A 23,461-nucleotide genomic window follows, 5' to 3' on the forward strand; every position below is an offset into this window, starting at 1 on the left:
AGTGCGTCGCTTGAATCGTCAGGACGAAGCCCCCTCAGGTCTTGGGCGTTACCGTCATGGCCTGAACATCTGGTTGGACGGCGCCCTGAATCAGATTCGACGCGCAGAGCTAAGCGGCTACATCCAGACCATGGAAACTTTTGCCGAATATGCCGAGGCGTTTCCCGATAACGAGGAGTGGATTGAGGAACTGGCGCAAGAACTGCGTAATACCGCTCATTTGCCATACGCCACGGCGATCAGGCATGTGCTGACGCGTCAGAGTGAGTAAGGATAGACATTGGCCAGCCAGGGATGACAAACACACCATGACCGACCACGCGACACTGCAACACAACGGCTATATCCTGCTGCGCCAGGCCATCCCTACCGACTGGCTGGCAGGCCTGCGTGCCACCTTCGACGCGCAGGTCACCCCCCCAGAACAATGGCCAGTACCGCGTGGCAGTGACTGGCGCTACTCGATGCTCGATTGTGACTCAACCATTCAGGCCGTGTGCCGTCTGCCGCAGGTGCTGGCGGCGGTGGGCGAATTGATTGGCGAGCCGTTCTTCCTTTCGCAAGTAGAGGGACGTGAGCCGGTTGCCGGCGGCGGGCATCAGCAGTTGCATCGCGACCTGTCGGCGCAACGGCCGGGCGATACGGTGGGCGCCATGGCTTATTTCGACGACTACGGTCCCGACAACGGCGCCACCCGTATTGTCCCCGGCAGCCATCGACCGGCCCCCGGAGCGCCGCCCTTTGACTTCGCTGACGAGTCCGGGTCGGTGCAGCTTTCAGGCACGGCGGGGGACATTCTGGTCTTCGATGTCGACCTGGTGCATGCGGGCAGTCTGAATATCGGCGGTGCACACCGGCGCTCGATCCTGATCAGCTATGCGGCGCAAGGGCTATACGCGACGCATCAGCAAACCGCGCACCTGCGCAATGTGCGGATGGACACGAGCGAGCGGTTCGATCCTGCGGACTTTGTCTTCGGCGCAATCTGACTGAGGGCCCTAAGGCCGAACCGGTTGCTCATACCGATCCTGAATACGCTGCAACTCCCCCGATTCACGTAACTGTGCAAGCGCATTGGTCCAGGCAGCCACCACCTCGTCGTCGCAGTCGCGACTGAAGACGATGTACAGCGACGAGCGATACAGCTCGACCGGAATCTGTCGCAGGGTGCCGGGGGCAATGTTCAAATGGCGGCTGTAGTACGCCACGCCGGCATCGGTGTCGCCCACAATGACGCTGGTACGCCCGGCCAGCAGCATGCGGTAAAGCTGGCGGTTATCGACGGCACTTCTGTCGAGATTATCGAAGCCCTGCGCCTGAAGCCTGTCGGGCACCAGGCCCGCATGGCGCGTGGTGATCTGCGCCGCACGCTGCAATTGCTCCAGGGTGTCCAACGGCGGCGCACTGGACAACTGCCAGGCATGGATGGACTCTTCGACGATCGGCCCGACCCACTTGTACAACGGCTCGCGCTCAGGCGTGCGGAACATGGAATACATGATGGTTTTGGGCCGATTCTTCAGGACATAACTGGCGCGCATACTGGGTAACAGCAGCATTTCGAAGTCATCGTGTGTGAGCGCCATGATGGCCCGGACGATCTCCGTGGTCATGCCAGTGAGCTGATCGTTGTCCTGAAAATTGTACGGCGCCCACTCTTCGGTCACGACCTGATAAGGATCGGCATTGACCTGATGTCCGTACAACAGACAGAGCAGTGCTGCAACAAGTGTCGAATGCTTCATGTGCGCTGCCTGGCAAACGGCTGGGTGTTCAAGGAGGCTCCTGTTCGAGCGGGCAAGGCAAGCATAGACCTTAACGGCGGCGCTCAGTGCACCACGCTAGATCTGCGTCGGCAACCCGAAGCGCAAAGTCGCGCCCTGTCCCGGCCTGTCCAGCAGTTCAATCGTGACGCCGTGCAGTTGCAGGATCTGATAGACGATGCGCAACCCCAAGCCGCCATCGCGACGCGCGCCGCCAATGGTAAAAGGCCGCAAAAACAGGCCTTCGCGCAGTTCGGCAGCGATGCCTGGGCCGGTATCGGCCACAATGAAGTTTACCTGTTCGCCCAGCGGCTCCAGTTGCAGCGTCACCGTGCCGCGTTCCGGCGTATGGCGCAAGGCGTTGTCCAGCAGATTGGTCAATACCCGCTCGATCAGCCCCAGATCGGCATACACGTCCTGCACGCGGCCGGGGATCTTCGCGTCGAGGGTGATGTGCCGGGTTTCAGCGCTCAACTCGAACTTCTGTAGTACATCCTGCAACAGATCCAGCGGCGAGAAACGTTCGATCACCGGTTTGACGAAGCCGTGTTCCAGGCGCACCAGCTCCAGTAACGCCTGGGCCAGACCGCCGACCTTGCGGCTCTGGTCCAGCGCGGTGGCCAGATAACGCTGGCGTTCCTCGGCACTCAGGTGCTCGCCCTTGATCGACAGCACTTCCAGATAGCCGTGCAGGGACGCCAGCGGAGTGCGCAGGTCGTGGGAGATGTTCGCCACCAGCTCGCGGCGCTCTTGCTCCTGACGATTGAGGGCGCGCAGTTGCTCGGCCAGCCGGGTCTGCATCTGGGCAAAGGTACTTTCCAGCGCGCCGATTTCATCACCCCGGCCACTGTGGCCGCTCAAGGGCACAGGGTCGACACTGGCGTCGATGTCGAAGCGCTCCAGCGCTTCGGTCAGGCGCCGCAGCGGCCGGGTAATCCAGGCAAATGCCGCAAGGCCGGCCAGCAGGCACAGCGTGGCGATCAGGCCAATGGCCCAGACCGCCGTGGTCAGCGCCTCGCTGGTCGCCCCGCGCTCGGCGAAGCGATCGTGGGCTTCGCCGAGCAGCACGACATAAAGAAACCCGGCGCGGTGCCCGGCAACCATTAGCGGCGCCACGCTGAACACCTTGCGCCCCTCAAGGCTGCGTGGGTCGTCGCCGGTAATCGGCAGCGGGTCGCCGGCAAGAAAGCGCTGGATCGGTGCCAGCTCGATGTGATCGCGCAACAACCGGTTGCGCGGCGCCGCATCGCCGATGATGCGCCCGTCGATGTCCAGCAGGTACACCTCGACGCTGGGGTTGACCAGCATCAACTGGCTGAACAGTTCGCGCAGCGCACCGGGCATCAGGCCGTTGGCGTCCATCAGTTGCGTGTCACTGGCAATATGCCGGGCCAGATCGCGGGACAGCTCTTGCACCACTTCCAGTTCATGCATGCGGCTGGAGCGCATCTGCAACCAGATCGACGAACCACAACACACCAGCAACAGTAATGCGAAGACCAGCGCCAGGCGCCGGGTCAGGCTCAGCGTGAAAGCCTTTTTCATCAGGCCTCTCCTGGCGCGGCAAATTTATAGCCACGGCCCCACACCGTCAGGATACGCGCAGGGCTCGACGGGTCGGCTTCGATCTTGGCGCGCAGGCGGTTGATGTGGGTGTTGACCGTGTGTTCGTAGCCTTCATGGCTATAACCCCACACCGCGTCAAGCAGTTGCATGCGTGAAAACACCGTGCCCGGCTGGCGGGCGAAGAAGTACAACAGGTCGAATTCGCGCGGGGTCAGGTCCAGCGCACTGCCATGCAGCGCCGCTTCCCGGCTGATCGGGTCGATGGCCAGGCCGGCCACCTCAAGGCGGCCGCTGTCCAGGCGCAAGTTACGCGCCATGGCCTCGACCCGGCGCAGCAGCGCCTTGACCCGCGCGACCAGCTCCATCATCGAGAACGGCTTGGCGAGGTAATCATCGGCGCCCAGCTCCAGACCGAGGATGCGGTGCATTTCGCTGGAGCGGGCACTGGTGATGATGATCGGCGTATAGCGGGTCATGGCCCGGGCGCGCCGGCAGATTTCCAGGCCATCGACGCCGGGTAGCATCAGGTCGAGAATCAGCGCATCCCAGCCGCCCTGCTCCAGCAGGCGCAGGCCTTGCTCGCCGTCGGCGCTGTGCACCACCTCGAAACGCTCGTCGCGCAGGTGCAGGCAGATCAGGTCGGCGATGTGGACATCGTCCTCGACCACCAGCACGCGTTTGGCCTGCTCCATCGCATTCGCCGCTCGGTTATTGATTGAGCGACATTCTCACACAGGCCGATCAGGGCAGTTATCACGAATTGTTTAACTCTGCGTGAGGATTTGGCGAGTCGCCCGGCCGTAGCCTGAGCCCATCACTAAAGGGACGGACACGATCATGCTCTCAAGACGAAACCTGTTGCTCAGTGCCGGAACACTGGGCGTGGCGGCCGCCGCCTTCGGCGTACTACCGCGTTTGGCCGACAGCCGCAACCTGCAGCCTGAAGACGACGCCGTGGGCAGTTTCGAAGTCAGCCATACCGATGACGAGTGGCGCCAGCGGCTGAACGACGAGCAATACCGCGTGCTGCGCCAGGAAGCCACCGAACGGCCTTACAGCAGTCCGCTCAACGACGAACACCGCGCCGGCACCTTCGCCTGCGCCGGCTGCCAGTTACCGCTGTTTGCCTCGGAGACCAAATTCGACAGCCACACCGGCTGGCCAAGCTTCTGGCAACCGCTGGACCAGGCCGTGGGTCAACGCAGCGACCGCGCCTACGGCATGCTCCGCACCGAGGTGCACTGCCGGCGTTGCGGCGGCCATCTGGGCCATGTGTTCGATGACGGCCCGCGCCCGACCGGCCTGCGCTACTGCATGAACGGCGCCGCCATGACCTTCACTGCCAAGGCTGCCTGAGAGGACCCATCATGTTGCTGATCATCCTTGCCTATCTGGGCGGCCTGCTGACCATTCTCAGCCCGTGCATCTTGCCAGTACTGCCATTTGTGTTCGCCCGCGGTGGTCGTCCGTTTTTGCGTAACGGCCTGCCGTTGCTGGCCGGCATGGGCCTGACCTTTGCCCTGGTGGCGACCCTGGCGGCGGTCGGCGGTGGCTGGGTGGTGCGCCTCAACCAGTACGGTCGCTGGCTGGCATTGGCGTTTATCGCGCTGTTTGCCCTTACGCTGCTGTTGCCCGGCCTGGCCGAACGCCTGACCCGCCCGCTGGTGACGGCCGGCAACCGGCTTAACAACGCGGCCGGGAAGACAAAGCAGCCCCATGCCGGCACCTCGTTGCTGATCGGCATCGCCACCGGCCTGTTGTGGGCACCCTGCGCAGGGCCGATTCTTGGCCTGGTGCTGACCGGTGCCGCGTTGCAAGGCGCCAGCGTCGGCAGCAGCCTTTTGTTGCTGGCGTATGCGGCCGGCGCGGCCACCTCGCTGGCGCTGGCCTTGCTGGTGGGCGGCAAGCTGTTTGCGGTCATGAAACGCACCCTTGGTGCCGGCCAGTGGCTGCGTCGCGGGCTGGGCGCAGTCATGCTCGCCGGCGTAGCGGCGATTGCGCTGGGCCTGGACACCGGCCTGCTGACCCGCCTGTCGACCGCCAGCACCGGCAGTCTTGAGCAACGGCTGGTCGAGGGCCTGACCGAACAGTCCGACAGCGGCGCGATGATGATGGCGGCCAAGCCAGGCCTGGCCCCGAGTCTTGCGGTCGAAGGCACCCTGCCCGCGCTGGATGGCGCCGTGCAATGGCTCAACTCGCCACCGCTCAGCCGCGAGGCGCTTAAAGGCAAGGTGGTGCTGGTCGATTTCTGGACTTACTCATGCATCAACTGCCTGCGCAGCCTGCCCTATGTCAAAGCCTGGGCCGAAAAATACCGCGATCAGGGCCTGGTGGTGATCGGCGTACATGCCCCGGAATTCGCCTTCGAGCGTGACATCGACAACGTGAAAAAGGCCACTCGCGACCTGGGCGTGAACTACCCGGTGGCCATCGACAACGATTACGCCATCTGGCGAGCCTTCAATAACCAGTACTGGCCGGCGCATTACTTTATCGATGCCAACGGCAATATTCGCTATCACCATTTTGGCGAAGGCAAGTATGACGAATCGGAACGGGTCATCCAGCAACTGCTGCGCGAGGCCGGTCACAGCGAAGTGGACGCCGGTATGGTCAAGGTCGATGCCACCGGCGCACAACAGGCGGCCACTAAAGGCCTGCGCTCGCCGGAAACCTGGCTAGGTCATGATCGGGCCGAGCGTTTCGTGTCACCGGGTGGCCTGCAAGCTGATCGCGTGGCGGACTACACCCTGCCCGGCAGCCTGAAACTCAACGACTGGGGCCTGGCGGGCCAGTGGCAGGTCAATGACGAAAGCGCCGTGCTGAATGCCGCCAATGGACACATCGCTTACCGCTTCAAGGCCCGTGATGTGCACTTGGTGCTGGGGCCATCGGCCGACGGCAAACCGGTGCGCTTCAAGGTCACGATGGACGGCAAGCCACCGGCCGATGCCCACGGCGTTGACGTGAACGCCGACGGCAGTGGCACGGTCACCGAACAACGCCTGTATCAGTTGCTGCGCCAGCCGGACAGCGCAGGCGAACACACCTTCGATATCGAATTTCTCGACCCCGGCGTACACGCCTACGCCTTTACCTTTGGCTGATCGAGCCAGGAGTTTGCCATGCGTTTATTGAACCGTTTTCCCCTCAAACGCTTGATGCCCGCCCTCGCCGGGCTGGCCTTCCTGCAACTTAGCGCCTGCTCGATGGCCGCCGAAGAGGCGGTGGTCATCCCGCCACCGGCCCACGACCTGGCCAGCGACAGCGCCCACAGCGCCACGGCGATATTCGCTGGCGGCTGCTTCTGGGGGGTGCAAGGTGTATTCCAGCACGTGCGCGGCGTCAGCCAGGCGGTGTCCGGCTATGCTGGCGGCAGCGCCCAAACCGCCCATTACGAACAGGTCGGCGGCGGCGACACCGGGCATGCCGAAGCGGTGCAGATCACCTACGACCCGCAGCAGGTCAGCTACGGCACCCTGCTGCAAGTGTTCTTCTCGGTGGCCCACGACCCGACCCAACTCAACCGCCAGGGCCCGGATCGCGGCACGCAGTACCGCTCGGCGATCTTTGTTCAGGATGACGCGCAGAAGCGCATCGCCCAGGACTACATTGCCCAGCTTGATGCCGCGCATGTATATGCCAAACCGATCATCACCCGCCTTGAACCGCTGGCGGGCTTTTATGCGGCCGAGGATTACCACCAGAACTTCCTGACCAATCATCCGAACCATGGCTATATCGTGGTTAACGACTTGCCCAAGGTGCGCAATCTGGAGGCGATGTTTGGTGACCGGTATGTGCGTGAGCCGGTGCTGGTCCCGTAGGAGATCACCCGACGCCATGGCGCCGCGCTGTCGCGCAGCAAACATGGGACCTGTAGGAGGCAGCTTTGCTGGCGATCGGCTGCGCAGCAGTCGTAGATTCGCAGCGTTTCGACGATTTCTGTGAGCGCTTCGCGCTCAATCGCCAGCAGAGACGGATCGCCGCCCGCTCCCTCCTACAAGTGGTGTTTTTAATTCAATAAAATCAATAAGTTATTTTATGTTTGATGAGAACGCGCTTGCCTGCGACCGGCTGCGCAGCAGTCGTGAAATATCAGCGTTTCATCAATTTTTATGGCCGCTTCGCGCCCAGTCGCGGGCAAGCGCGCTCCTACAGTACGGCGAGCTGTAGCGCCATCATCAGAAACGCCAGCGCGCATGAGCCACCAGATTGCGAGGCTCGCCATAAGAGCCTGAGTTGAAGGTGCCAAGCCCGTCGTAGTATTTCTTGTCGAGCAGGTTGTTGAGGTTCACTCCAACGCTCAGGTGATCGTCGACGGCGTAGTTGGCCAACAAGCCAATGACGCCGTAGTCACGCTGGTAGGCCTTGGTCTCGAAGGCTTCATTGACTGCGTAGATGTCGCTCTGCCAAACGAAATTACCGCCCACGGTCAGTTTGTTCCAGTCGCCAGGCAGACGCCAGGTGGTGCCCAGTTTGAGCAGGTTCATCGGCTGGTTGGTTTGCACGCGATTACCGTCCTTGTCACTGGACTCGCGATAGGTGTAGCCACCGATCAGGTTCAAGCCGGGCAGCACCTCACCGGAAATCTCGGTTTCGAAACCCCGCGTGGTGGTGCCGGCGATGGCACGGTAGATTTCCTGCGGACCCGTGTCGTCGACCAGTTGCGGGGTGTTCTTCTGCTTGACCTCGAAGATCGCTGCACTGGCGTTCAAAGCGCCGTCATAGAACTCACCCTTGATACCGAGCTCATAGTTGTCACCTTCCAGCGGCGCCAGCGAGGTATTGCCGGCCGTCTTGTAATACGTCTGCGGCAAGAAAATATGCGTGTAGCTGGCGTACACCGAATAGGTGTCGTTCAGGTCCAGCACCACACCGGCATAGGGGGTAACCACGCCCGACTTGCGGGTTCGATCGCGACCAGTGACTTCACCGGTCAGATCATCGCTGCTGTCGTCCTTCTGGTTCCACCAGCTCACCCGTGTCCCCAGGATGATCGTCAGCGGGTCATACGGCTTGAGCCGCACAGCGCTATACAAACCCGATTGGCTCAGGCGGCTCATGCTCTCCTCGGTCTTGGCCAGATGCGGTTTGCCGTGCGGGTCGCCGTCCCATTGGTAGATGTTGTCAACGGCCGGTGTGGCGCGCTCATAGGTCGGGTAGTTGAGATGGGTGTAAGCCACGTTACTGCCCAGCACCAGCTCATGCTCGCGGCCACCGAGCTGGAACGGCCCGGTGACGAACAGGTCAGCGTTGTCCTGGGTCTGGTAGCTGTCCAGCCGGTTGATGTACATCGACACACCTGCACCGGTCAGCGGGTCGGGCGCGCCGGCACTGGCCGAACCCGTCACACCGTGACGATAGGCATACTGATGACTGTAAGCCGCCTTGAGGGTCCAGTCGTTGGCCAGTTCGTGCTCCAGCTGGGTGGCGAAACTGTACTGGGTATTGTTCAGGTAACTCCAGCGTGCAGCGGGGTTGAACGAGCGGGAGAAATCGGTGGCACGGCCGTCATTGTTGAACAACGGGATGTGACCAAAGCTGACGCCGTCGGAATTGTTGTTCTGGTAGTCCAGGCTCAGACGCAGCAACGTATCGGGCGACAGGTCGATATCCACAGCGCCATACAGCACGCGCTTGTCGGTCTTGTACCAGTCGACGAACGAGTCGGCCTTTTCATAAACGCCCACCACACGACCACGGATATTCCCGGTTTCGGTCAGCGGCCCGGACACATCCGCCTCGGTACGTCCGGTGTTCCATGAACCTGCCTCGCCCGACACATAGCCCTGGAATTTATCGGTGGGGCGTTTGCGTACCAGATTGAGTGTCGCCGACGGGTTACCGGCGCCGCTGAGCAGGCCAGTGGCGCCACGCACGACTTCAACGCGGTCATAGATCGCCATATCGGCCAGAGTGCTAGTGAATTGCTGGGATTCGTTAGTGATTTGCGCGGGGATGCCATCGTATTCGAAATTCTGGATCTGGAAACCACGGGCGTAAAACGTGTAGCGCTCGCTGTCACGATGGTTGCTGGACAGCCCAGGGGTGAATTTGACCACCTCGTCCAGTGACGCCAGATGCTGATCGGTCATGACCTGACGGGGAATCACGGTCACCGATTGCGGGGTCTGGCGCAACGACAGCCCGAACCGGGTCGCGGTGCTGGTCTGCCCGGTGGTGTATGAACCGGTATTCTCGGTCACTTCACCCAACCCACGGCTGTTGATACTCGTGCTGTCCAGTTGTACCGTCCCGGCACTTTGTGCCTGCACCACTGACCAGTGCCCGCTGGCATTGCGCGTTGCCGCCAGGCCATTCCCCGCCAGCAAGGCTGCCAGCCCGTCTGCCGCGCTGTAATCACCATTGAGCGCAGGCGCACGCTTGCCACTCACCCAACCCGCATCGAAGGTCAGGGTAATGCCGCCTGCCTGGGCAAAACGATTGAGAGAATCTTCCAGTGTTCCGGCAGGAATGGCGTAGTGCTGAACGGGCTCGGCAGCCATGGCCGTCGTGCTGGCGAGCAGACCGAGCAGTGCCGCACTGCACAGGGTTTTGACCAGGCGCCTGGCGGGTAAAGGGGGATGCGACGACATGAGGGCTCCTTGCAACTGATGAAGTGGTGTTCTCATGTCGAATGGCGCGGCAAATACCATAACGCTGCGCTGAAGTTTTTTACGCCTGACGCGCAACTATCCGTGCCCACCAGGGTGTAAAGCGCTGGATATGGATCGGCAGTCTGCCGGCCAGGGTATCCAGCGCCCGCTCCAGATCGTTGATCTGGAACACGCCCGAAACCTCCAGTTGCGCTACCGCCGGGTCGCAGGCCAGCCAGCCGTGGCGGTAGCGGGCAAACTCGGCGATCAGCGTCCCCAGGCGTGCGCGCCGGGCGCTGATTGCGCCCTGTGCCCATGCATACGGATCAAGCCCGACCTGCGTCGGCTGTTGGCTGCCCGAACGGCTGATTGCTACGTTCTGACCGGCCAGAACACGGCTTTCAGCGCCACCCTGCTCGATGGCCACCTCGCCCTCGGTCACGCAAAGCAACGTGGTCTCAGGCATCTCGCGTACCGAGAACGCTGTGCCGATGGCCCGTAACGACGCCTGCGCGGCAGCGACCCGCAGCGGACGCAAGGGGTCCTTGCCGGTATGAATGAACATTTCTCCGCGCATCAGCTCAATATCGCGCCGTTGTGCGCTGAATCGCACATTGACGGCGGTGTCGGTATTGAGCTGCAAGCGGCTGCCATCGGCCAGGGTGATGCTGCGCTGCTGGCCGGTGCCGGTGGCGTAATCGGCACGCCAGGCACTGACCACCGGCTGTTGCCAGCCCAGCCAGCCGGCGCCACCGACACCCAGGCCCAGCCCCAGCAGTTTCATGGCCTGACGGCGTGAGGCGCCAACTTCGGTCAACGCTTTTACTGCCGCGTGAGCCTGGGCAGCCGGTAACGGCGCAAACAGCCGCTCGCTGCCTTGCAGCGCTTGCCAGGCGGCCTCGTGGCTGGCATCGGCGCGGCGCCAGGCCAGACAGCGCTCGGCCTGCTCTGGCGAAACCTCACCGGAGGTCAGCCTTACATGCCAGAGAATCGCCTGATCCAGAACCCGATCAGGAAAAGGCAACGTGTCGGCCATGGCTTACAACTGGGCCAGATAGCAATGGCGCACCGCTTTGGCGATGTACTTTTCCACTGACGGCACGCTGACCTTGAGCTGCGCGGCAATTGCGCTATAGGTCAGGCCCTCCAGGCGCGACAGCAAAAATGCACTGCGTACATTGGGCGCCAGGCCATCCAGCAAGGCATCGATCCGGGTCAGCAGTTCAAACATCAAATACTGATCTTGCGCAGAAGGCGCTTCGGCCTCGGGTGCCAGGCTCAAGGCCTCAAGGTAAGCCCGCTCATAGCGCTGGCGACGAACCCTGTCGACCAGCAACCCACGCGCTACGGTGCCCAGCCAGGCCCGCGGTGCCTGCAACTGCACCGCCAGTTGCGGTCTGCCCAGCAGATGCACAAAGGTGTCCTGAGCCAGATCGGCCGCCCCGTCGGCAGGGTGCAGGCGCTTGCGCAGCCAGTTGATCAACCAGGCATGGTGGTCCAGATAAAGCGTGCGCACGCTGGCACTTGCAGCGTCGGAAAGAGCGTCGGCGTTAGTCAATCGAACAGACCTGCAAGTGCATTTGATAATTGATCGCAATGCTACTGGAGGGCGGTTTGAGGGTGCAAGAGGGCAGTATCAGGATCAGAAATGTCAGATACCGTCTACCAACGCAGCTCAGCCATCCGTTTCTGGAGAGTCCGGGGCCACGCGATGCCCAGCCCGATAAGTTTTATAGATCTGCTGCACCTCTGGGTTATCGAGGCTTGCGTAGGCAATGTTGCCTTTGTCGAGACCATCAAGACCGCGAATGCCGCCAATGATTTGCGGCCACTGTTCACGACTGACGATTTCAATGACATAGGGCTTGAGGTACTGGTCAAGATGCCCGTTGAAGGGATCACGAATCTCGTCGCTGAGTGCTTTAAGGTAGTTGTCTTTGCGTGTTCTGGACCAATCAATGGTGAAGCCGGCCCGATAACTCAGCTCCATGAACACAAGCAAGAGAGTGCGCCCGTTGCCATCCAGAAAAGGACGAGCGAACGCCAGTTGACCCATGACCTCACCTGGTTTTTCCTTGAATCTGGACATGTTTGCGGCGAGCTTGAGCGCGTAATCGACAGACCTTCTGATCAAGTCTGGATGCTCGAATACCGTACTGTCGGGGTCATCCAGCGCCCCTTTGAACACCGCAAGATGTGGAATCAGCTCGTTACGATCCTTGCCCGCCCATGGATAAAATCCGCCAAACAGGATTTCATGAATCTGCAGAACCGCTTCGTAATCAAGCAAATGCTTTTGTTCAAGGCATACAAGCGCCTCTTGAATACCCAATTCGAAAACAAAGTGCTCGGACTCTTTGACTTCGACAGGGTCCTTGAGGCCTTGGCTATTCTGAAGATAACCGGCTGTTTCAAAATCGCCGAAAGGATCGAAACTCACGCGCTGAGTTTCTTTTTTGCACGCCTTTTTTCCTGCATATAGCGCCCTTGCAGTTCCAGCGTTTGCGCCCTGTCGAGAACACCTTTGCGTTTGAGGTTGATCAGCAGTTGTTCAACGTTGTCGAGTTCGACCTGATCACCCGCAAGGCGGGTTATGGTCATAGCCATATGGCTTAACCCGTCACGCTCAGCGGTGATCTTGTGGGTCTTGGCGAGTTGGCGTATTTGACTGGCAACACTGACGGCAGCGGCTTGGGTCATCGAGCATCCCTCCATTAACAACCCGATCATAGCACCAAGGATGTTGATCGGTTCTGTCATGATGCGCCTTTCAACAGCATCGGTCTGATCAAAGCTTCAAACACTCGACCTTGCAATCTATTGACAACATTGCCACCATTGAGAATAAGTGTCATTCGCTAAAGGTCAGCCGCCTTGATTGCCAGTCATTCTCCCGATTCCCCGTCCCGCCAGCAGATTCTGCACCGTCTGTTTGGTGATCATCACGGCTGGCTGCTCGATCGTCTGCGCGTGCGCCTGAACTGTCGCGAGGACGCCGCCGACCTGGCTTCGGAGACCTTTGCCCAGGTCGTGGCGATGCCCGACCCGCAGAGCATCCGCGAACCCCGGGCATTGCTGAGTACCATCGGCAAACGGTTGATCTTTGCCCGCTGGCGGCGCAACGACATCGAGCAGGCTTACCTTGAGGCGCTGGCAACGCTGCCGGAGGCGACTGCACCGTCGCCGCAGGAGCACTGGCTGGTGATGGAGGCCTTGATGGAGATCGACCGGTTGCTCGACGGCCTGTCTTCCAAGGCGCGGTCGGCGTTTCTGTCCAGCCAGCTCGATGGTTTGACCTATGCGCAGATCGCCGCCGACCTCGGTGTCTCGGTGACGCGCGTGCATCAGTATGTGGTGCAAGGCCTGACCGCTTGCTATCGAGCGGCCCCTTGAGCGGCTTGCCGCCGGCGGTGGCGCAGGCCATCGAATGGTATGCGCGGCGTTCGTCGGGCGCTTTCGACGATGTCTCGCAGCGCCAGTTGCAGGGCTGGCTGGACGCCGATGCCAGCCATCGCCAGGCGTGGCTGGCCTTGCAGCAGCAGTTGAACCGCACGCTCAGCCCTCTTGCCCAACAGCCCGGCTCTACGCATGCCTTGCGCAACAGCGGCCATACGCGCCGGCGGGTGTTGCGCGGTGCACTGGGGCTGGGTGCCGTAGCGGTGGGCGCGCATTTACTCACTCAACAAAGCAGCCCGCTGTACACACGCTGGGGTGCCGACTTGCGCACCACCACTGCGCAGCGGCGTTCGTTCACGCTGGACGATGGCTCGACCCTGTTGCTGAATGCCGAAAGCTCGGTCGATCTGGATTTCAACGCCAGCCAGCGCCGCGTGCAACTGTTGCGCGGCGCGGTGCTGGCCGAGGTGCGCAGTGAGCCGGGGCGGCCGTTCGTGCTGGCCTGCCCGTGGGGTGAAGCCTGGCTTGAAGGCGGCAGTTGCCTGCTGTCGCGCCAGGACAATCAGGCGCAGCTGTGGGCCATGAGCGGCCAGTTGCAATTGCGCACCGCGCAGCGACAGCAGACGCTGACAGCAGGCCAGGGCCTGGCATTCGATGGCAGCACCTGGCAGGCGATCGCGGCGCAGCACACCAACGAACGCAGCTGGACGCGTGGACTGCTGGAGGTGCATGACCAGTCGCTGGGCAATGTCATCGAGCACCTTGTGCCCTACCACCGTGGCGTGTTGCAGGTTTCAAGCAGGGCCGCCGCACTGCGTATTTCTGGCGTATTCACCCTGGATGACAGCCAGGGCGCGCTGGCTGCGCTCAAGGATGTGCTGCCCTTGCGGATCGAAAACTACCTGGGCTTGTGGACGCGCATCGACAGAGTCTGATTTTTTTCATATTGCCCCTGAAAATTTTCCAGGCTCGCGTCACATACCAGGCAGTACCGCGTTATTCGCGTCCCGCAGAACCCTTTGTCGAGCCCTCCTTCATGCATCCAAATTCCTCATTCGCGCTGGTCATCAGCGGGTGTCTGGCCAGCTTCAGCACCTTTGCCGCCGACGCTGTGTACGACTTCAACGTCGCCGCCGGTCCCTTGGCCAACACCCTGATCAGCATCGGCCAGGTCAGCGGCCGTCAGGTGCTGTTCGTACCGGCCGATGTCGCAGGTCGTCAGGCGCAAGCGCTGCGTGGCCAGCTCAGCTCTCAAGAAGCCGTGCGCCAGAGTCTGCAAGGTACCGGCCTGAGCCTGCGGGTCACCGCCAGTGGCGCGCTGAGCGTACAGCCGCTCAATAGCGACGGTCTGACGCTGGATGCCACCGTGATCGATGCCTCGCGCCAGGGCGCCCTGGCCGATGGCGTCAATGACTACGCTGCCCGCCGTGCCCCGGCCGCCAGCACCACGCGCCTGGGCCTGAGCAACAAGGAAACGCCGCAGGCGATCAGCACCGTGACCGCCCAGCAGATCGAAGACTTCAAGCTCACCAGCGTGAAAGATGCGCTGCGCAGTGCACCGACGGTCACTGTCGAGCAGTTTGAAACCGACCGCACCGCCTTCACCTCGCGCGGTTTCACCATCGACAACTTCGAGTACGACGGCATGGGCATGCCCTTTTCGTCAGGCGTACTGCTGGGCGATCAGGACCTGGCCGAGTTCGAGCAGATCGACGTGCTGCACGGCGCCAACGGCTTGATGAGCGGCGCGGGCAACCCGTCGGCCACGGTCAACGCGGTGCGCAAACGCCCGACCGACACCTTTGAGGCGAAAATCAATACCAGCGCAGGCTCGTGGGACAACCGCCGCCTGGACGTCGATGTCGGCGGCCCGCTGAACGACAGCGGCAACGTGCGCGGGCGCTTTATCTATGCGCACGACAAGGGTAATTCGTACCTGGACCGCTACAGCCACGAGATCAATGTGGCGGCCGGTTTGCTGGCCTTCGACCTGTCGGATGCCGACACCCTGACCGTCGGCTACTCCGACCAGAAGAGCAACTCCAACGGCAGCACCTGGGGCGCCCTGCCGATTGCCGACTACGCCGGCAACCGCATCCACTACAGCAGCCGCAGCTCGAGCATCGGCCAGCCGTGGACCTACTGGAACATCCACACCCAACGCGCCTTCGCCGAGCTGGCACACGACTTCGGCAATGGCTGGCACAGCACGATCACCGTTACGGGGGTCAATCAGCATCAGGACACCCAGATGCTCTACGCCATCCCGGCAACCGCCAGCGATGTGTATGCCTACATCAACCGCACCACCAGCACCGAGCACCAGATCACTGGCGAGGCACAGCTGTCGGGGCCTTTCAGCCTGTTCGGCCGCGAGCACGACTTTACCGTGGGCGCCAATTACGGCCGCAGCCGCCACGACGAGCGCGGGCATTACCGCGATGCGTCCGGCAACCAGATTGTCAGCCTCGCCGACGCCTTGGCCGGTAATGTGATCGAGCCTGCGCTGACCTACACCGACGACCTCAATACACAGCACTTCACCGACCGGCAGAAAAGCCTGTTCAGCGGCGCGCGCTTCAGCCTGACCGACGACCTGCACTGGATCGTCGGCGCGCGCATGCTCAGCGCCGACGGCGAAGGCATGGGCTATGGCTCACCCCACGACACCCGCGTACACGGCAAGGTGACGCCGTATACCGGCGTGGTTTACGACCTGACTCCGCAGTGGAGCCTGTACGCCAGCTGGACCGAGATCTTCAAGCCGCAATACCTGCGCAGCACCGCCGGTGGCGTGATCGAACCGCTGGAAGGCAAAAGCACCGAGGCCGGCATCAAGGGTAGCCTGCTCGACGACCGCCTGACCCTGACCGCCGCGGTGTTCAAGACCGACCAGCAGAACGTCGCCGAAACCACCGGCGAGATCATCAACGGCCAATACGCGTACCGTGGCGTGGACTTCAAGAGCCGGGGCGTCGAGCTTGAAGCCTCAGGCGAAGCCCTGCCGGGCCTGGAACTGGCCGCCGGCTACACCTACGTGCGCATCGAAGACAACGACGGCGACAAGGCGCGCCGCTATGTGCCCAACCACAGCGTGCGCGGCAGCGTGACTTACCGCCTGCCCGGCCTGCCGCAAGCGAAGGTCGGCACCCGCGTGCAATGGCAAAGCGCAACCGAAGCCGACTCTAACAGCCGCGTCAGCCAGGACGCCTACGCGCTGGTCGACCTGATGACCAGCTACGACTTCAACGAGCACTGGAGCACCTCGCTGAACCTGAACAACGTCTTTGACCAGAAGTACTTGCTGTCGCTGTACCAGACCGCAGGCTCCAGCAACTACGGCGCGCCGCGTAACGTCATGGCGTCGGTGAGCTGGAAATATTGAGTTATAAGCTGCAAGCCGTAAGCTGTAAGCCGCAAGCAATTGGGCGTCATGCGCGCTTTTATCTTGTAGCTTGTAGCTTGTAGCTTGCAGCTTGCAGCTTGCAGCTTGCAACTTAAGGTAAATCCCCAAGATATTCATCGACGATCCGCTCGATCGTGCCGTCGCCGCGCAAGGTGTCGACGGCCTTTCTGAAACGCTGAATCATCGTTTCGTTGCAGGTTTTCGAGCACGCCAGGTACAGGTCGGTGGTCATCAGCACCGGGCTCATCAGCAACGGTTTGCTGGAAACGCCGCGCCAGATATAGCGGCTTTCCGGTACGCCGTTGAACCACGCATCGACGCGGCCCAATAGCAACATCTGCGCCGGGTTGTCGCCGATTTTCAACGAATAGATCTGCTCGTCGCTGAAACCCTCATCGCGCAGCTTCTGCTCTTGGGCGCTGCCCATGCCGACCGCAATCCGGCGATAGGTCTGGCGCGCCTGTTCAAAGGTTTCAACGCGTTTGTCCAGGCTGAAAAACGCGCGGTCCATGCTCATGATCGGTGCGATCCAGGTGTAATTCGCCTCCCTGTCCGGGGTGCGCGACAGCGGGATGATCAGCAGGTCCTCGCCGAGCTGCACGGTGCGCTGGCCCCGCGACCAGGGCAAGGTCAGAAGGTGCAAGTCATAACCGGCCAACGCGGCGGCCTTGAGGGTCGCATCGCCGACGATCCCATGGCGACCGTCCGGGCCTGACATGGTCAGCGGCGGCGCATCGGGCACGAAGACATCGACGGGGCCAGCCACCACCGGATATGTCGAACAAAGCAGCGCAGCAGCCAGTGCTGCGCTTTGCAGGTAAACGGCTCTTGCACGTGAGCGGCGCGAACGTCTGGTCAAAAGACCCATCAAGGTGATCCGGTTAAAGAACATGGCAATCAGGCATGACACTTCGTCAGCATAGATCGAAACGCGACGCAGCGCTTGCTGGCGATATACTCCGCGCCTTTCAAGTACCGTTCGGGAGAAGTTCATGGAGCAGGTCTTGCTCATCGTCGACGTGCAGTCCACTTTCAGCCCGCCGGAGTGGCTCATCGACCGCATTCGTTTTTTGTCGGCAAACATCCCCACGGTCGCCTCGATAGAACTGTATGACGAGCAGGTCACTCCGTTCGAGAAACAACTCGGCTGGCACCCTGCCACTGAGGATGAGAGCCTGATCGAAGCCGATGAAGTTTTTGTGAAGCACGGTTACGGGCAGACGCCCGAAACCCTTGAATACCTCAAGGGCCTGGGCGTCGAGCGGGTGCTGGTGTGTGGCCTGCAGACCGAAACCTGCGTGCTGGCGGCAGGCTTTGCGCTGTTCGATGCGGGGCTTAACCCGACGCTGATCACCGACCTGACCGTGGGTTCATCGCTGGACAGGTCGGCAAAGATGGGCATCGAGCTGTGGAAACATCACTTTCGTCAGGTGACTACGGCGGCCGAGGTACTGGCCGGGCTGGGCAAATAACGGCAACTACAGGGTTCTTGCGTAAAACGCGGTCAGTTTGCCCAGGGCCGCGTCGACATACCGGGGCACCCAGTACGTTTCGATATGCGTGGCCCCGTCGATTTTGAACAGTTCCTTGTCCTGGGTGCCGGTGGCCTTGGCGAAGGAGTCTTCGGTCATGTACAGGCTGTCGGCCCGACTGCCCGCGATCATCAGCAAGGGCTGCCGGATCAAGCCAATCTGGTCGGTGGCATCGAAACGCATCAGGTCGAGCAGGCTGCTGGTGGTGTACTTGAAGGTCGAGTTGGGGTGCGCGTGGGTTTTCCAGTAATACTCATAGCCCTGGCGGTACAGGTCGAAAGGCAGTTTGGCGATCTGCTCGTCGGTCAGGTTGGCATCCCCCGAATACAACACCTCACCGCCGGCCGCTTGCTGGGCACGCGCCGCCGATGCCTGCTGCAAGCGTTGCTGCACGGTGTCCAGTTGCGAGTCGGCGTAGCCATTGCGACGTACCCGCCCGGAATTGAACATGCTGACGGTTGCCACTGACTTGAAGCGCTTGTCCGTTTGCGCCGCTGCCAGCGAATACCCGCCGCCGCCACAGATGCCGAGCAAACCGAGGCGTTGAGCATCGACGCCGGCATAGCCTGCGATAAAGTCGGCCATGCCGTGGATATCCTCGATGCGATTGGCGGGCTTGTCGACGCTGCGTGGCTGCCCTGCGCTGGCGCCCTGCCAGGCGGCATCGGCGGTGATGGTGATGTAGCCCTGTTCTGCCAGACGCTGGGCATACAGGCCTGCCACTTGCTCTTTGACCCCGCCGTTGGGGTGCGCTACCACGACTGTCGGGTAGGCTTTCTTCGGGTCGTAGTTTGCAGGCGTGTAAACATTGGCGGCGATATCCAGGCCATTGAGCGTGTAGCTCACGGGATAGATATTGACCTTGCCCGGCTCATTGCCGCTGATCGCACCGTCGTAGGCCAGGGTAAACGGGTTCTTTTTGTAGTCTGCCGCCAGCGCCTCGCCGGCAGACAGACCAACCACGGCGGCCATGAGTGAAGCTTTCAAAAAGGAATGGGGCATTCGAGCTCTCCAGAGCATTAAAAAATATGGGCGTCGACGCGAGCGTCAGTCCAGGTGTTTTTCCGCTAGAAATCCGGAGACCAGGTCGGCGATCTCAACATTGTTCAGGTCCGACATCGGGAAGTGGGTGTTGCCCTTGATGCCTTCTTGCGGCAAGTGCACCAGCCTGACGTCGCCGCCATGCCGGTTGACGGCGTCGCGCCACAACCGGGCCATCGCCAGCCGCGCGCGCCAGCTGTCCTGAGCCGGCAAGTCGACGGCCTGCTGCGGAATGTTGTCGCCATACAGCAGCAGAATCGGAATGCGCGTCAGCGCCTGGAACTGCGCCAGCGGTACCGCGGTGCCCTGCACCGTGTCGAAGGCGCTGGGAATCGGCGCCGGCACTTCACCTTGCGCAAAGACAAAGCTGCTGCCCGGCTCGAAGGCCACGATGGCCTTGACCTTGTCGTTGCGGATCGCGGTCAGCCAACCCGGTCCGCCGCCCTGCGAGTGTGTAAACAGGATGCCGGGGCCGATGCGGTCGAACACCGCCGAGACGCCCTCGGACACCACCCCCATGTCGAACGGTCCGGTGTTGGGTGTCATGGCGCGGAAAAACTGCTCGCGCGTCTGTGCATCGCGGGCGACCTGCACGCCATCGAAATAATCGGGCCACAGGCCGATGCGGAACTGGTTGAACCAGAGTTGTTCATCCGGCACCGGCTTGATCGTCGCCTCGATCATGCTGCGCCCGGCATCGCCGCGACGTGGCTGGTCGATCAGGTACACGCCGAACCTGCGGCGCAGAAAAATCGTCTGGAAACCTTCACGACCGTCGGCCGTGGTTTCCCAGGTTTTGGCGGACTGGCCCGCGCCGTGCCACATGACCAGCGGTAGCTTTCGGGCATTGGCCGGGATCTGGTAGAAGGCGTAGGCGTGATCGCCATGGAAGGTCTGTCCATCGGCGACCATGGGTTTGCGCGGGTTGAACGTGCCCGGTGCGGTGGTCATCGTGCCGCCAGCGGCGAAGCTGCCCTGCTCCTGAATCAGCAAGGGCCCCGCCGTGTCGCCGGAATGGGTGGCGCAGGCGACCAGTGTACTGAACAGCGCAAGGCCCAGCAGTGTTTTTACTGTGTTCATGCTCATCCCTGCGCAGCCGCCAGTGCCTGGGTCAGAGCGGTATTGGCACGCTCGTCGGTGTGTTCGTCGCTGTGCTCGCCCAATACCTCGACCAACTGGCGCAGTTGTTCGGCGCTCAGCCCTACGCGCAGGCTGGCGCGCATGTGCGAGCGCAATTGCGCCTCGACACCCTTGGTGGCCGCCAGCGCGCCGACGGTGGCCAGCTCGCGGCTTTGCCAGTCGAGGTTGTCGCGCTCGAAAATGTCGCCGAACAGGTGCGCTTGCAAAAACCGGTTGATCACCGGCGCGAAGTCGAACACCGGACCTTTGACCGGGCCGCCGGAAATGCGCGTCTGATTGGCGGTGCCTGCGGCCAACAAGGCCTCGCCCGTCGCAACCTTCCGGCTGGGCTCGCGGCCTGGCGCGTCCTGAAGCCCTCGTTGCTGGCGCGCCTGCACGACCTTCATCAGTTCATCCAGCGCATTGAGGCTGCGCGGAAAACCGACATAGGCGTAAAGCTGAACCAGGATTTCCCGCGACTCGCTGATGCTCAAACCAGCGTCCAGACCTTGATTCAAGGCCGTATTGAGTTTGGGAATGTCGCCGGTGGCCATAAAGGCGGCAATCAATGGAATTGCCCGTTGCCTGGCCGACAGCGTGTTCGAGGCGGGCGGCGCGGTGTCTTTGGCCTGAGCGGGTAACGACGCAGCGTTGTATTCGGCATCGGTGACCTTCTGCTCCCAGGTCACGGTCTTGCCATTGTCGACCTCGGCAAGGGCAATGTGCGTCATCGCAGTGGTGGCCGATGCACCATGCCAATGACGAACCTGCGGCGGGATCCAGACGATGTCACCCGGACGAATTTCCTGACGCGGGCCGCCCTGCTGCTGCACGTAGCCAAGGCCTGCAGTGACAATCAGCGTCTGGCTCAGCGGATGGGTATGCCAGGCGGTGCGTGCGCCGGGCTCGAAGGTCACCGTGCCGCCACCGATACGCGCCGGTGCATCGGCCTTGAACAGACCATCGACCCGCACCTTGCCGGTGAAGTGTTGCTCCGCGCCCTGTACCGAGGGCGATGAACCCGCAGTACTGATACGGATCTGGCTGCTGGCCTGCGCGCCGGCTTCTGCGGCCATGAGCGACAAGGCAACAAGTGGGCCTATCAGAGGTTTCATTCAAGGAATTCCTGCAAGAAGGGCAGTTTTTCAGTGCCTTACACAGACGTTGGCAAGGCATGGCTGTAAAACCTTAAGTCAGCGCAGCAAGGCGCACTAGACAGCCGCACCGGCACAGGCTTATGAGCTGGATTCACAAGTAAATGTGTGGCGATATATGTCTATGAACCTTGGCAAGGACCGCTCGATTGTCAGACCTGATCAGGATCCACAGCATCACCCTCAGCGACTGGATCGCCTTGCGCGATCACCTGGCGTTGCACGGCTGGACGTTGAGCAAAGGCGGCGGCCTCGATCATTCCTGGGCCACCTTGCGGCAAGGCGACCTGCAGATCGAGATGGAGTATGACCGCTGGGATGACGGCGATATTGCCTATGAGCGGGCGCAGGCAGCGCGCATTGAAGCGCTGCTGCCTGCGGGTATTCTGGGCGCGTAGCGTTTATTCAATCTTCACCTTCGCCGCACCAATCACCTCACCCAGCGCTTGTGGTCATCGGCGATCAACTGACCGAATTCGGCCGGCGTGCTTTTTTCCAGGGTGATGCCGTTCTGTGCAAAGCGCTCGGCGGTTTGGGGGGCGTCGGCGATGACCTTGATCGCGCCGCTCAAGCGCTCGACCACCGCGGGCGGTGCGTCTTTTGGCAGGACGATGCCGAACCAGCCGGAGGCCACGAAACCTGGCAGGCCGGCTTGCAGCGCACCCGGCACGCCCGGCAGCAGCGGCGAAGGCTCGGCGCTGCTGAGCACCAGGCCCTTGAGTTTGCCGGCCTTGATCTGTGGCGCCAGCACGGTGACGGTGTCGACCGCGACATCCACTTCACCGCCCAGCAGGCCGGTCACGGCTGGCGCACTGCCTTTGTAGGGCACATGCAGCAGGTCGATACCGGCCAGGTTTTTCAGCAGTTCGCCAGACAAGTGGCACAGCGTGCCGTTGCCGCACGACGAGTAACTGAGGGCGCCGGGGCGCGCCTTGGCTTCGCTGATCAGTTCTTGCAGGGTATTGATCTTGCTGCTGGCATTGACCGCAACGACGTTGGGCACCGAGGCCAGCACCGCGACCGGGGTGAAGTCTTTCAGCGCGTCGAAGCGCAGGTCGCTTTGCAGGTTGGGCAGGATGGTCAGTTGCCCGGCGGTGGCCAGCGACAGGATATAGCCGTCGGGCTTGGCTTTGGCCGCGTATTCGGCGGCGATGGCGGTGCCGGCGCCGGGTTTGTTTTCAACCACCACCGGCTGGCCGAGCGAGGTCGACAGTTGCTCGGCGTAGTAGCGCCCGACAGTGTCGGCCGCGCCACCGGGCGGGAACGGCACGATCAGGGTGACCGGGCGGCTTGGCCAGGTGTCGGCCTGGGCCAGGCTGGCCATGACGCCCAGCGCGAGGCCGGCGAGAATTGCGGTGGTCTTTTTCATCCAGATTGCTCCGAGAAACCCCTTCCTTCAGGTGGGGAGGAAATGAGCGCGACGTAGTCGCATTGGCTGTACATATATACAGTTTAATGGCACTATCCATCGATGAGCAAACGCGCCTATAAATTCAGGTTTTACCCCACTTCAGAGCAAAAACTGCTACTGGAGAAAACCTTTGGCTGTGTACGCTACGTCTACAATTACATCCTGGATTTTCGCTCCAAAGCTTACGCCGAAGACAAGACGAACATTGGCTTTACTCGCGCTAATGCGGCGTTGACCCGGTTGAAGAAAGATCCAGAGAAGGCATGGCTCAACGAGGTCTCCAGCGTTCCTCTGCAGCAGGTGCTTCGCCACCAGCAAAAGGCTTTCATCAATTTCTTCGAAAAGCGCTCCGGATACCCTTCATTCAAAAAGAAACACCATCGTCAGTCCGCCGAGTTCACGCGCAGCGCCTTCAAGTATGTCGACGGCAAGCTTTTCATTGCGAAAAGCAAGGTGCCCCTTGATATTCGCTGG

24 protein-coding genes are annotated in these 23,461 nt (G+C 61.7%); 11 read left to right on the forward strand and 13 right to left on the reverse strand.

Annotated elements, in window-relative coordinates; translation table 11 throughout:
* The first annotated feature begins 1 nt into the window (after position 1).
* A complete protein-coding gene (locus tag ACYP2A_RS27725; protein WP_459749122.1) occupies positions 2 to 271 on the forward strand; it encodes a hypothetical protein in 270 nt (89 codons plus the stop codon).
* A 37-nt stretch (positions 272 to 308) separates the two neighbouring features.
* Positions 309 to 989: a phytanoyl-CoA dioxygenase family protein gene (locus ACYP2A_RS27730; RefSeq protein ID WP_459749123.1), complete on the forward strand. Its 681-nt coding sequence runs from the start codon at positions 309 to 311 to the stop codon at positions 987 to 989.
* A 9-nt stretch (positions 990 to 998) separates the two neighbouring features.
* Here the strand turns inward: ACYP2A_RS27730 and ACYP2A_RS27735 are convergent, their stop codons facing one another.
* From ACYP2A_RS27735 to ACYP2A_RS27745, 3 genes are all read right to left on the reverse strand, one after another.
* Positions 999 to 1,745 carry a substrate-binding periplasmic protein gene (locus ACYP2A_RS27735; protein ID WP_459749124.1) on the reverse strand — a complete coding sequence of 249 codons (747 nt, stop codon included), beginning with the start codon at positions 1,743 to 1,745 and terminating at the stop codon, positions 999 to 1,001.
* 96 nt (positions 1,746 to 1,841) lie between these two features.
* The gene (locus ACYP2A_RS27740) at positions 1,842 to 3,308 is read right to left on the reverse strand and encodes a HAMP domain-containing sensor histidine kinase (protein ID WP_459749125.1); all 1,467 of its coding nucleotides are present in this window, start codon (positions 3,306 to 3,308) and stop codon (positions 1,842 to 1,844) included.
* Entirely contained in the window at positions 3,308 to 4,021 is a 714-nt protein-coding gene (locus tag ACYP2A_RS27745) for a response regulator transcription factor (RefSeq protein ID WP_459749126.1), read from the reverse strand. Before ACYP2A_RS27745 ends, ACYP2A_RS27740 begins: the two co-directional genes overlap by 1 nt.
* Before the next feature lie 145 nt (positions 4,022 to 4,166).
* Here ACYP2A_RS27745 and msrB point away from each other — a divergent pair, with 145 nt between their 5' ends.
* From msrB to msrA, 3 genes are read left to right on the forward strand one after another with little or no spacing between them, the layout of a single operon-like run.
* The gene (gene msrB, locus ACYP2A_RS27750; RefSeq protein ID WP_459749127.1) at positions 4,167 to 4,685 is read left to right on the forward strand and encodes a peptide-methionine (R)-S-oxide reductase MsrB; all 519 of its coding nucleotides are present in this window, start codon (positions 4,167 to 4,169) and stop codon (positions 4,683 to 4,685) included.
* Between the two features lie 11 nt (positions 4,686 to 4,696).
* Complete coding sequence (locus ACYP2A_RS27755) at positions 4,697 to 6,436, forward strand: cytochrome c biogenesis protein DipZ (RefSeq protein ID WP_459749128.1); 1,740 nt, start codon at positions 4,697 to 4,699, stop codon at positions 6,434 to 6,436.
* Between the two features lie 18 nt (positions 6,437 to 6,454).
* Positions 6,455 to 7,156: a peptide-methionine (S)-S-oxide reductase MsrA gene (msrA, locus tag ACYP2A_RS27760; protein ID WP_459749129.1), complete on the forward strand. Its 702-nt coding sequence runs from the start codon at positions 6,455 to 6,457 to the stop codon at positions 7,154 to 7,156.
* 357 nt (positions 7,157 to 7,513) lie between these two features.
* On the opposite strand, the gene ACYP2A_RS27765 is transcribed toward msrA, so the two are convergent.
* From ACYP2A_RS27765 to ACYP2A_RS27785, 5 genes are all read right to left on the reverse strand, one after another.
* Positions 7,514 to 9,928, reverse strand: coding sequence for a TonB-dependent siderophore receptor (locus tag ACYP2A_RS27765; RefSeq protein ID WP_459749130.1), 2,415 nt, complete (start codon positions 9,926 to 9,928; stop codon positions 7,514 to 7,516).
* Positions 9,929 to 10,007: 79 nt separating this feature from the next.
* Positions 10,008 to 10,964 (reverse strand): FecR domain-containing protein, encoded by a 957-nt coding sequence (locus ACYP2A_RS27770; protein ID WP_459749131.1) that lies wholly within the window; start codon positions 10,962 to 10,964, stop codon positions 10,008 to 10,010.
* A 3-nt stretch (positions 10,965 to 10,967) separates the two neighbouring features.
* The gene (locus tag ACYP2A_RS27775) at positions 10,968 to 11,486 is read right to left on the reverse strand and encodes a sigma-70 family RNA polymerase sigma factor (protein WP_459749132.1); all 519 of its coding nucleotides are present in this window, start codon (positions 11,484 to 11,486) and stop codon (positions 10,968 to 10,970) included.
* Between the two features lie 117 nt (positions 11,487 to 11,603).
* Positions 11,604 to 12,368: a Fic/DOC family protein gene (locus ACYP2A_RS27780; protein ID WP_459749133.1), complete on the reverse strand. Its 765-nt coding sequence runs from the start codon at positions 12,366 to 12,368 to the stop codon at positions 11,604 to 11,606.
* Positions 12,365 to 12,628: a hypothetical protein gene (locus ACYP2A_RS27785; protein ID WP_459749825.1), complete on the reverse strand. Its 264-nt coding sequence runs from the start codon at positions 12,626 to 12,628 to the stop codon at positions 12,365 to 12,367. The genes ACYP2A_RS27780 and ACYP2A_RS27785 overlap by 4 nt, the downstream gene beginning before the upstream one ends.
* A 174-nt stretch (positions 12,629 to 12,802) precedes the next feature.
* Here ACYP2A_RS27785 and ACYP2A_RS27790 point away from each other — a divergent pair, with 174 nt between their 5' ends.
* The 3 genes from ACYP2A_RS27790 to ACYP2A_RS27800 all read left to right on the forward strand — a co-directional run bounded on the left by ACYP2A_RS27790 (position 12,803) and on the right by ACYP2A_RS27800 (position 16,709).
* Entirely contained in the window at positions 12,803 to 13,321 is a 519-nt protein-coding gene (locus ACYP2A_RS27790) for a sigma-70 family RNA polymerase sigma factor (protein WP_459749134.1), read from the forward strand.
* Positions 13,318 to 14,259 (forward strand): FecR domain-containing protein, encoded by a 942-nt coding sequence (locus tag ACYP2A_RS27795; protein WP_459749135.1) that lies wholly within the window; start codon positions 13,318 to 13,320, stop codon positions 14,257 to 14,259. The genes ACYP2A_RS27790 and ACYP2A_RS27795 overlap by 4 nt, the downstream gene beginning before the upstream one ends.
* A 101-nt stretch (positions 14,260 to 14,360) precedes the next feature.
* Positions 14,361 to 16,709: a TonB-dependent siderophore receptor gene (locus tag ACYP2A_RS27800; protein WP_459749136.1), complete on the forward strand. Its 2,349-nt coding sequence runs from the start codon at positions 14,361 to 14,363 to the stop codon at positions 16,707 to 16,709.
* A 112-nt stretch (positions 16,710 to 16,821) separates the two neighbouring features.
* On the opposite strand, the gene ACYP2A_RS27805 is transcribed toward ACYP2A_RS27800, so the two are convergent.
* Complete coding sequence (locus ACYP2A_RS27805) at positions 16,822 to 17,589, reverse strand: substrate-binding periplasmic protein (protein ID WP_459749826.1); 768 nt, start codon at positions 17,587 to 17,589, stop codon at positions 16,822 to 16,824.
* 133 nt (positions 17,590 to 17,722) lie between these two features.
* On the opposite strand from ACYP2A_RS27805, the gene ACYP2A_RS27810 reads away from it, so the two are divergent.
* Entirely contained in the window at positions 17,723 to 18,202 is a 480-nt protein-coding gene (locus ACYP2A_RS27810) for an isochorismatase family protein (RefSeq protein ID WP_459749137.1), read from the forward strand.
* Between the two features lie 6 nt (positions 18,203 to 18,208).
* On the opposite strand, the gene ACYP2A_RS27815 is transcribed toward ACYP2A_RS27810, so the two are convergent.
* From ACYP2A_RS27815 to ACYP2A_RS27825, 3 genes are read right to left on the reverse strand one after another with little or no spacing between them, the layout of a single operon-like run.
* The gene (locus ACYP2A_RS27815; RefSeq protein WP_459749138.1) at positions 18,209 to 19,264 is read right to left on the reverse strand and encodes an alpha/beta hydrolase; all 1,056 of its coding nucleotides are present in this window, start codon (positions 19,262 to 19,264) and stop codon (positions 18,209 to 18,211) included.
* Positions 19,265 to 19,309: 45 nt separating this feature from the next.
* Positions 19,310 to 20,383 carry an alpha/beta hydrolase gene (locus ACYP2A_RS27820; protein WP_459749139.1) on the reverse strand — a complete coding sequence of 358 codons (1,074 nt, stop codon included), beginning with the start codon at positions 20,381 to 20,383 and terminating at the stop codon, positions 19,310 to 19,312.
* Between the two features lie 2 nt (positions 20,384 to 20,385).
* On the reverse strand, positions 20,386 to 21,537 hold the full coding sequence (locus tag ACYP2A_RS27825) for a (R)-mandelonitrile lyase (protein WP_459749140.1): 1,152 nt from the start codon (positions 21,535 to 21,537) through the stop codon (positions 20,386 to 20,388).
* 188 nt (positions 21,538 to 21,725) lie between these two features.
* On the opposite strand from ACYP2A_RS27825, the gene ACYP2A_RS27830 reads away from it, so the two are divergent.
* Positions 21,726 to 21,974, forward strand: a complete 249-nt coding sequence (locus ACYP2A_RS27830) for a hypothetical protein (protein ID WP_459749141.1) — start codon at positions 21,726 to 21,728, stop codon at positions 21,972 to 21,974.
* Between the two features lie 32 nt (positions 21,975 to 22,006).
* Here ACYP2A_RS27830 and ACYP2A_RS27835 read toward each other — a convergent pair whose 3' ends face one another.
* Positions 22,007 to 22,945 (reverse strand): Bug family tripartite tricarboxylate transporter substrate binding protein, encoded by a 939-nt coding sequence (locus ACYP2A_RS27835; protein ID WP_459749142.1) that lies wholly within the window; start codon positions 22,943 to 22,945, stop codon positions 22,007 to 22,009.
* A gap of 102 nt (positions 22,946 to 23,047) precedes the next feature.
* On the opposite strand from ACYP2A_RS27835, the gene ACYP2A_RS27840 reads away from it, so the two are divergent.
* A partial coding sequence (locus ACYP2A_RS27840; protein ID WP_459749143.1) for an RNA-guided endonuclease InsQ/TnpB family protein occupies positions 23,048 to 23,461 on the forward strand: 414 nt, incomplete at its 3' end.

The organism is Pseudomonas sp. 3A(2025) (genome assembly GCF_054589175.1).

Coding starts and splice junctions, on each gene's coding strand:
- ACYP2A_RS27730 (WP_459749123.1), top strand. CDS start 309: ATGACCGACCACGCGACACTGCAACACAACGGCTATATCCTGCTGCGC.
- ACYP2A_RS27735 (WP_459749124.1), bottom strand. CDS start 1,745: ATGAAGCATTCGACACTTGTTGCAGCACTGCTCTGTCTGTTGTACGGA.
- ACYP2A_RS27740 (WP_459749125.1), bottom strand. CDS start 3,308: ATGAAAAAGGCTTTCACGCTGAGCCTGACCCGGCGCCTGGCGCTGGTC.
- ACYP2A_RS27745 (WP_459749126.1), bottom strand. CDS start 4,021: ATGGAGCAGGCCAAACGCGTGCTGGTGGTCGAGGACGATGTCCACATC.
- msrB (WP_459749127.1), top strand. CDS start 4,167: ATGCTCTCAAGACGAAACCTGTTGCTCAGTGCCGGAACACTGGGCGTG.
- ACYP2A_RS27755 (WP_459749128.1), top strand. CDS start 4,697: ATGTTGCTGATCATCCTTGCCTATCTGGGCGGCCTGCTGACCATTCTC.
- msrA (WP_459749129.1), top strand. CDS start 6,455: ATGCGTTTATTGAACCGTTTTCCCCTCAAACGCTTGATGCCCGCCCTC.
- ACYP2A_RS27765 (WP_459749130.1), bottom strand. CDS start 9,928: ATGTCGTCGCATCCCCCTTTACCCGCCAGGCGCCTGGTCAAAACCCTG.
- ACYP2A_RS27770 (WP_459749131.1), bottom strand. CDS start 10,964: ATGGCCGACACGTTGCCTTTTCCTGATCGGGTTCTGGATCAGGCGATT.
- ACYP2A_RS27785 (WP_459749825.1), bottom strand. CDS start 12,628: ATGACCCAAGCCGCTGCCGTCAGTGTTGCCAGTCAAATACGCCAACTC.
- ACYP2A_RS27800 (WP_459749136.1), top strand. CDS start 14,361: ATGCATCCAAATTCCTCATTCGCGCTGGTCATCAGCGGGTGTCTGGCC.
- ACYP2A_RS27810 (WP_459749137.1), top strand. CDS start 17,723: ATGGAGCAGGTCTTGCTCATCGTCGACGTGCAGTCCACTTTCAGCCCG.
- ACYP2A_RS27815 (WP_459749138.1), bottom strand. CDS start 19,264: ATGCCCCATTCCTTTTTGAAAGCTTCACTCATGGCCGCCGTGGTTGGT.
- ACYP2A_RS27820 (WP_459749139.1), bottom strand. CDS start 20,383: ATGAACACAGTAAAAACACTGCTGGGCCTTGCGCTGTTCAGTACACTG.
- ACYP2A_RS27825 (WP_459749140.1), bottom strand. CDS start 21,537: ATGAAACCTCTGATAGGCCCACTTGTTGCCTTGTCGCTCATGGCCGCA.
- ACYP2A_RS27835 (WP_459749142.1), bottom strand. CDS start 22,945: ATGAAAAAGACCACCGCAATTCTCGCCGGCCTCGCGCTGGGCGTCATG.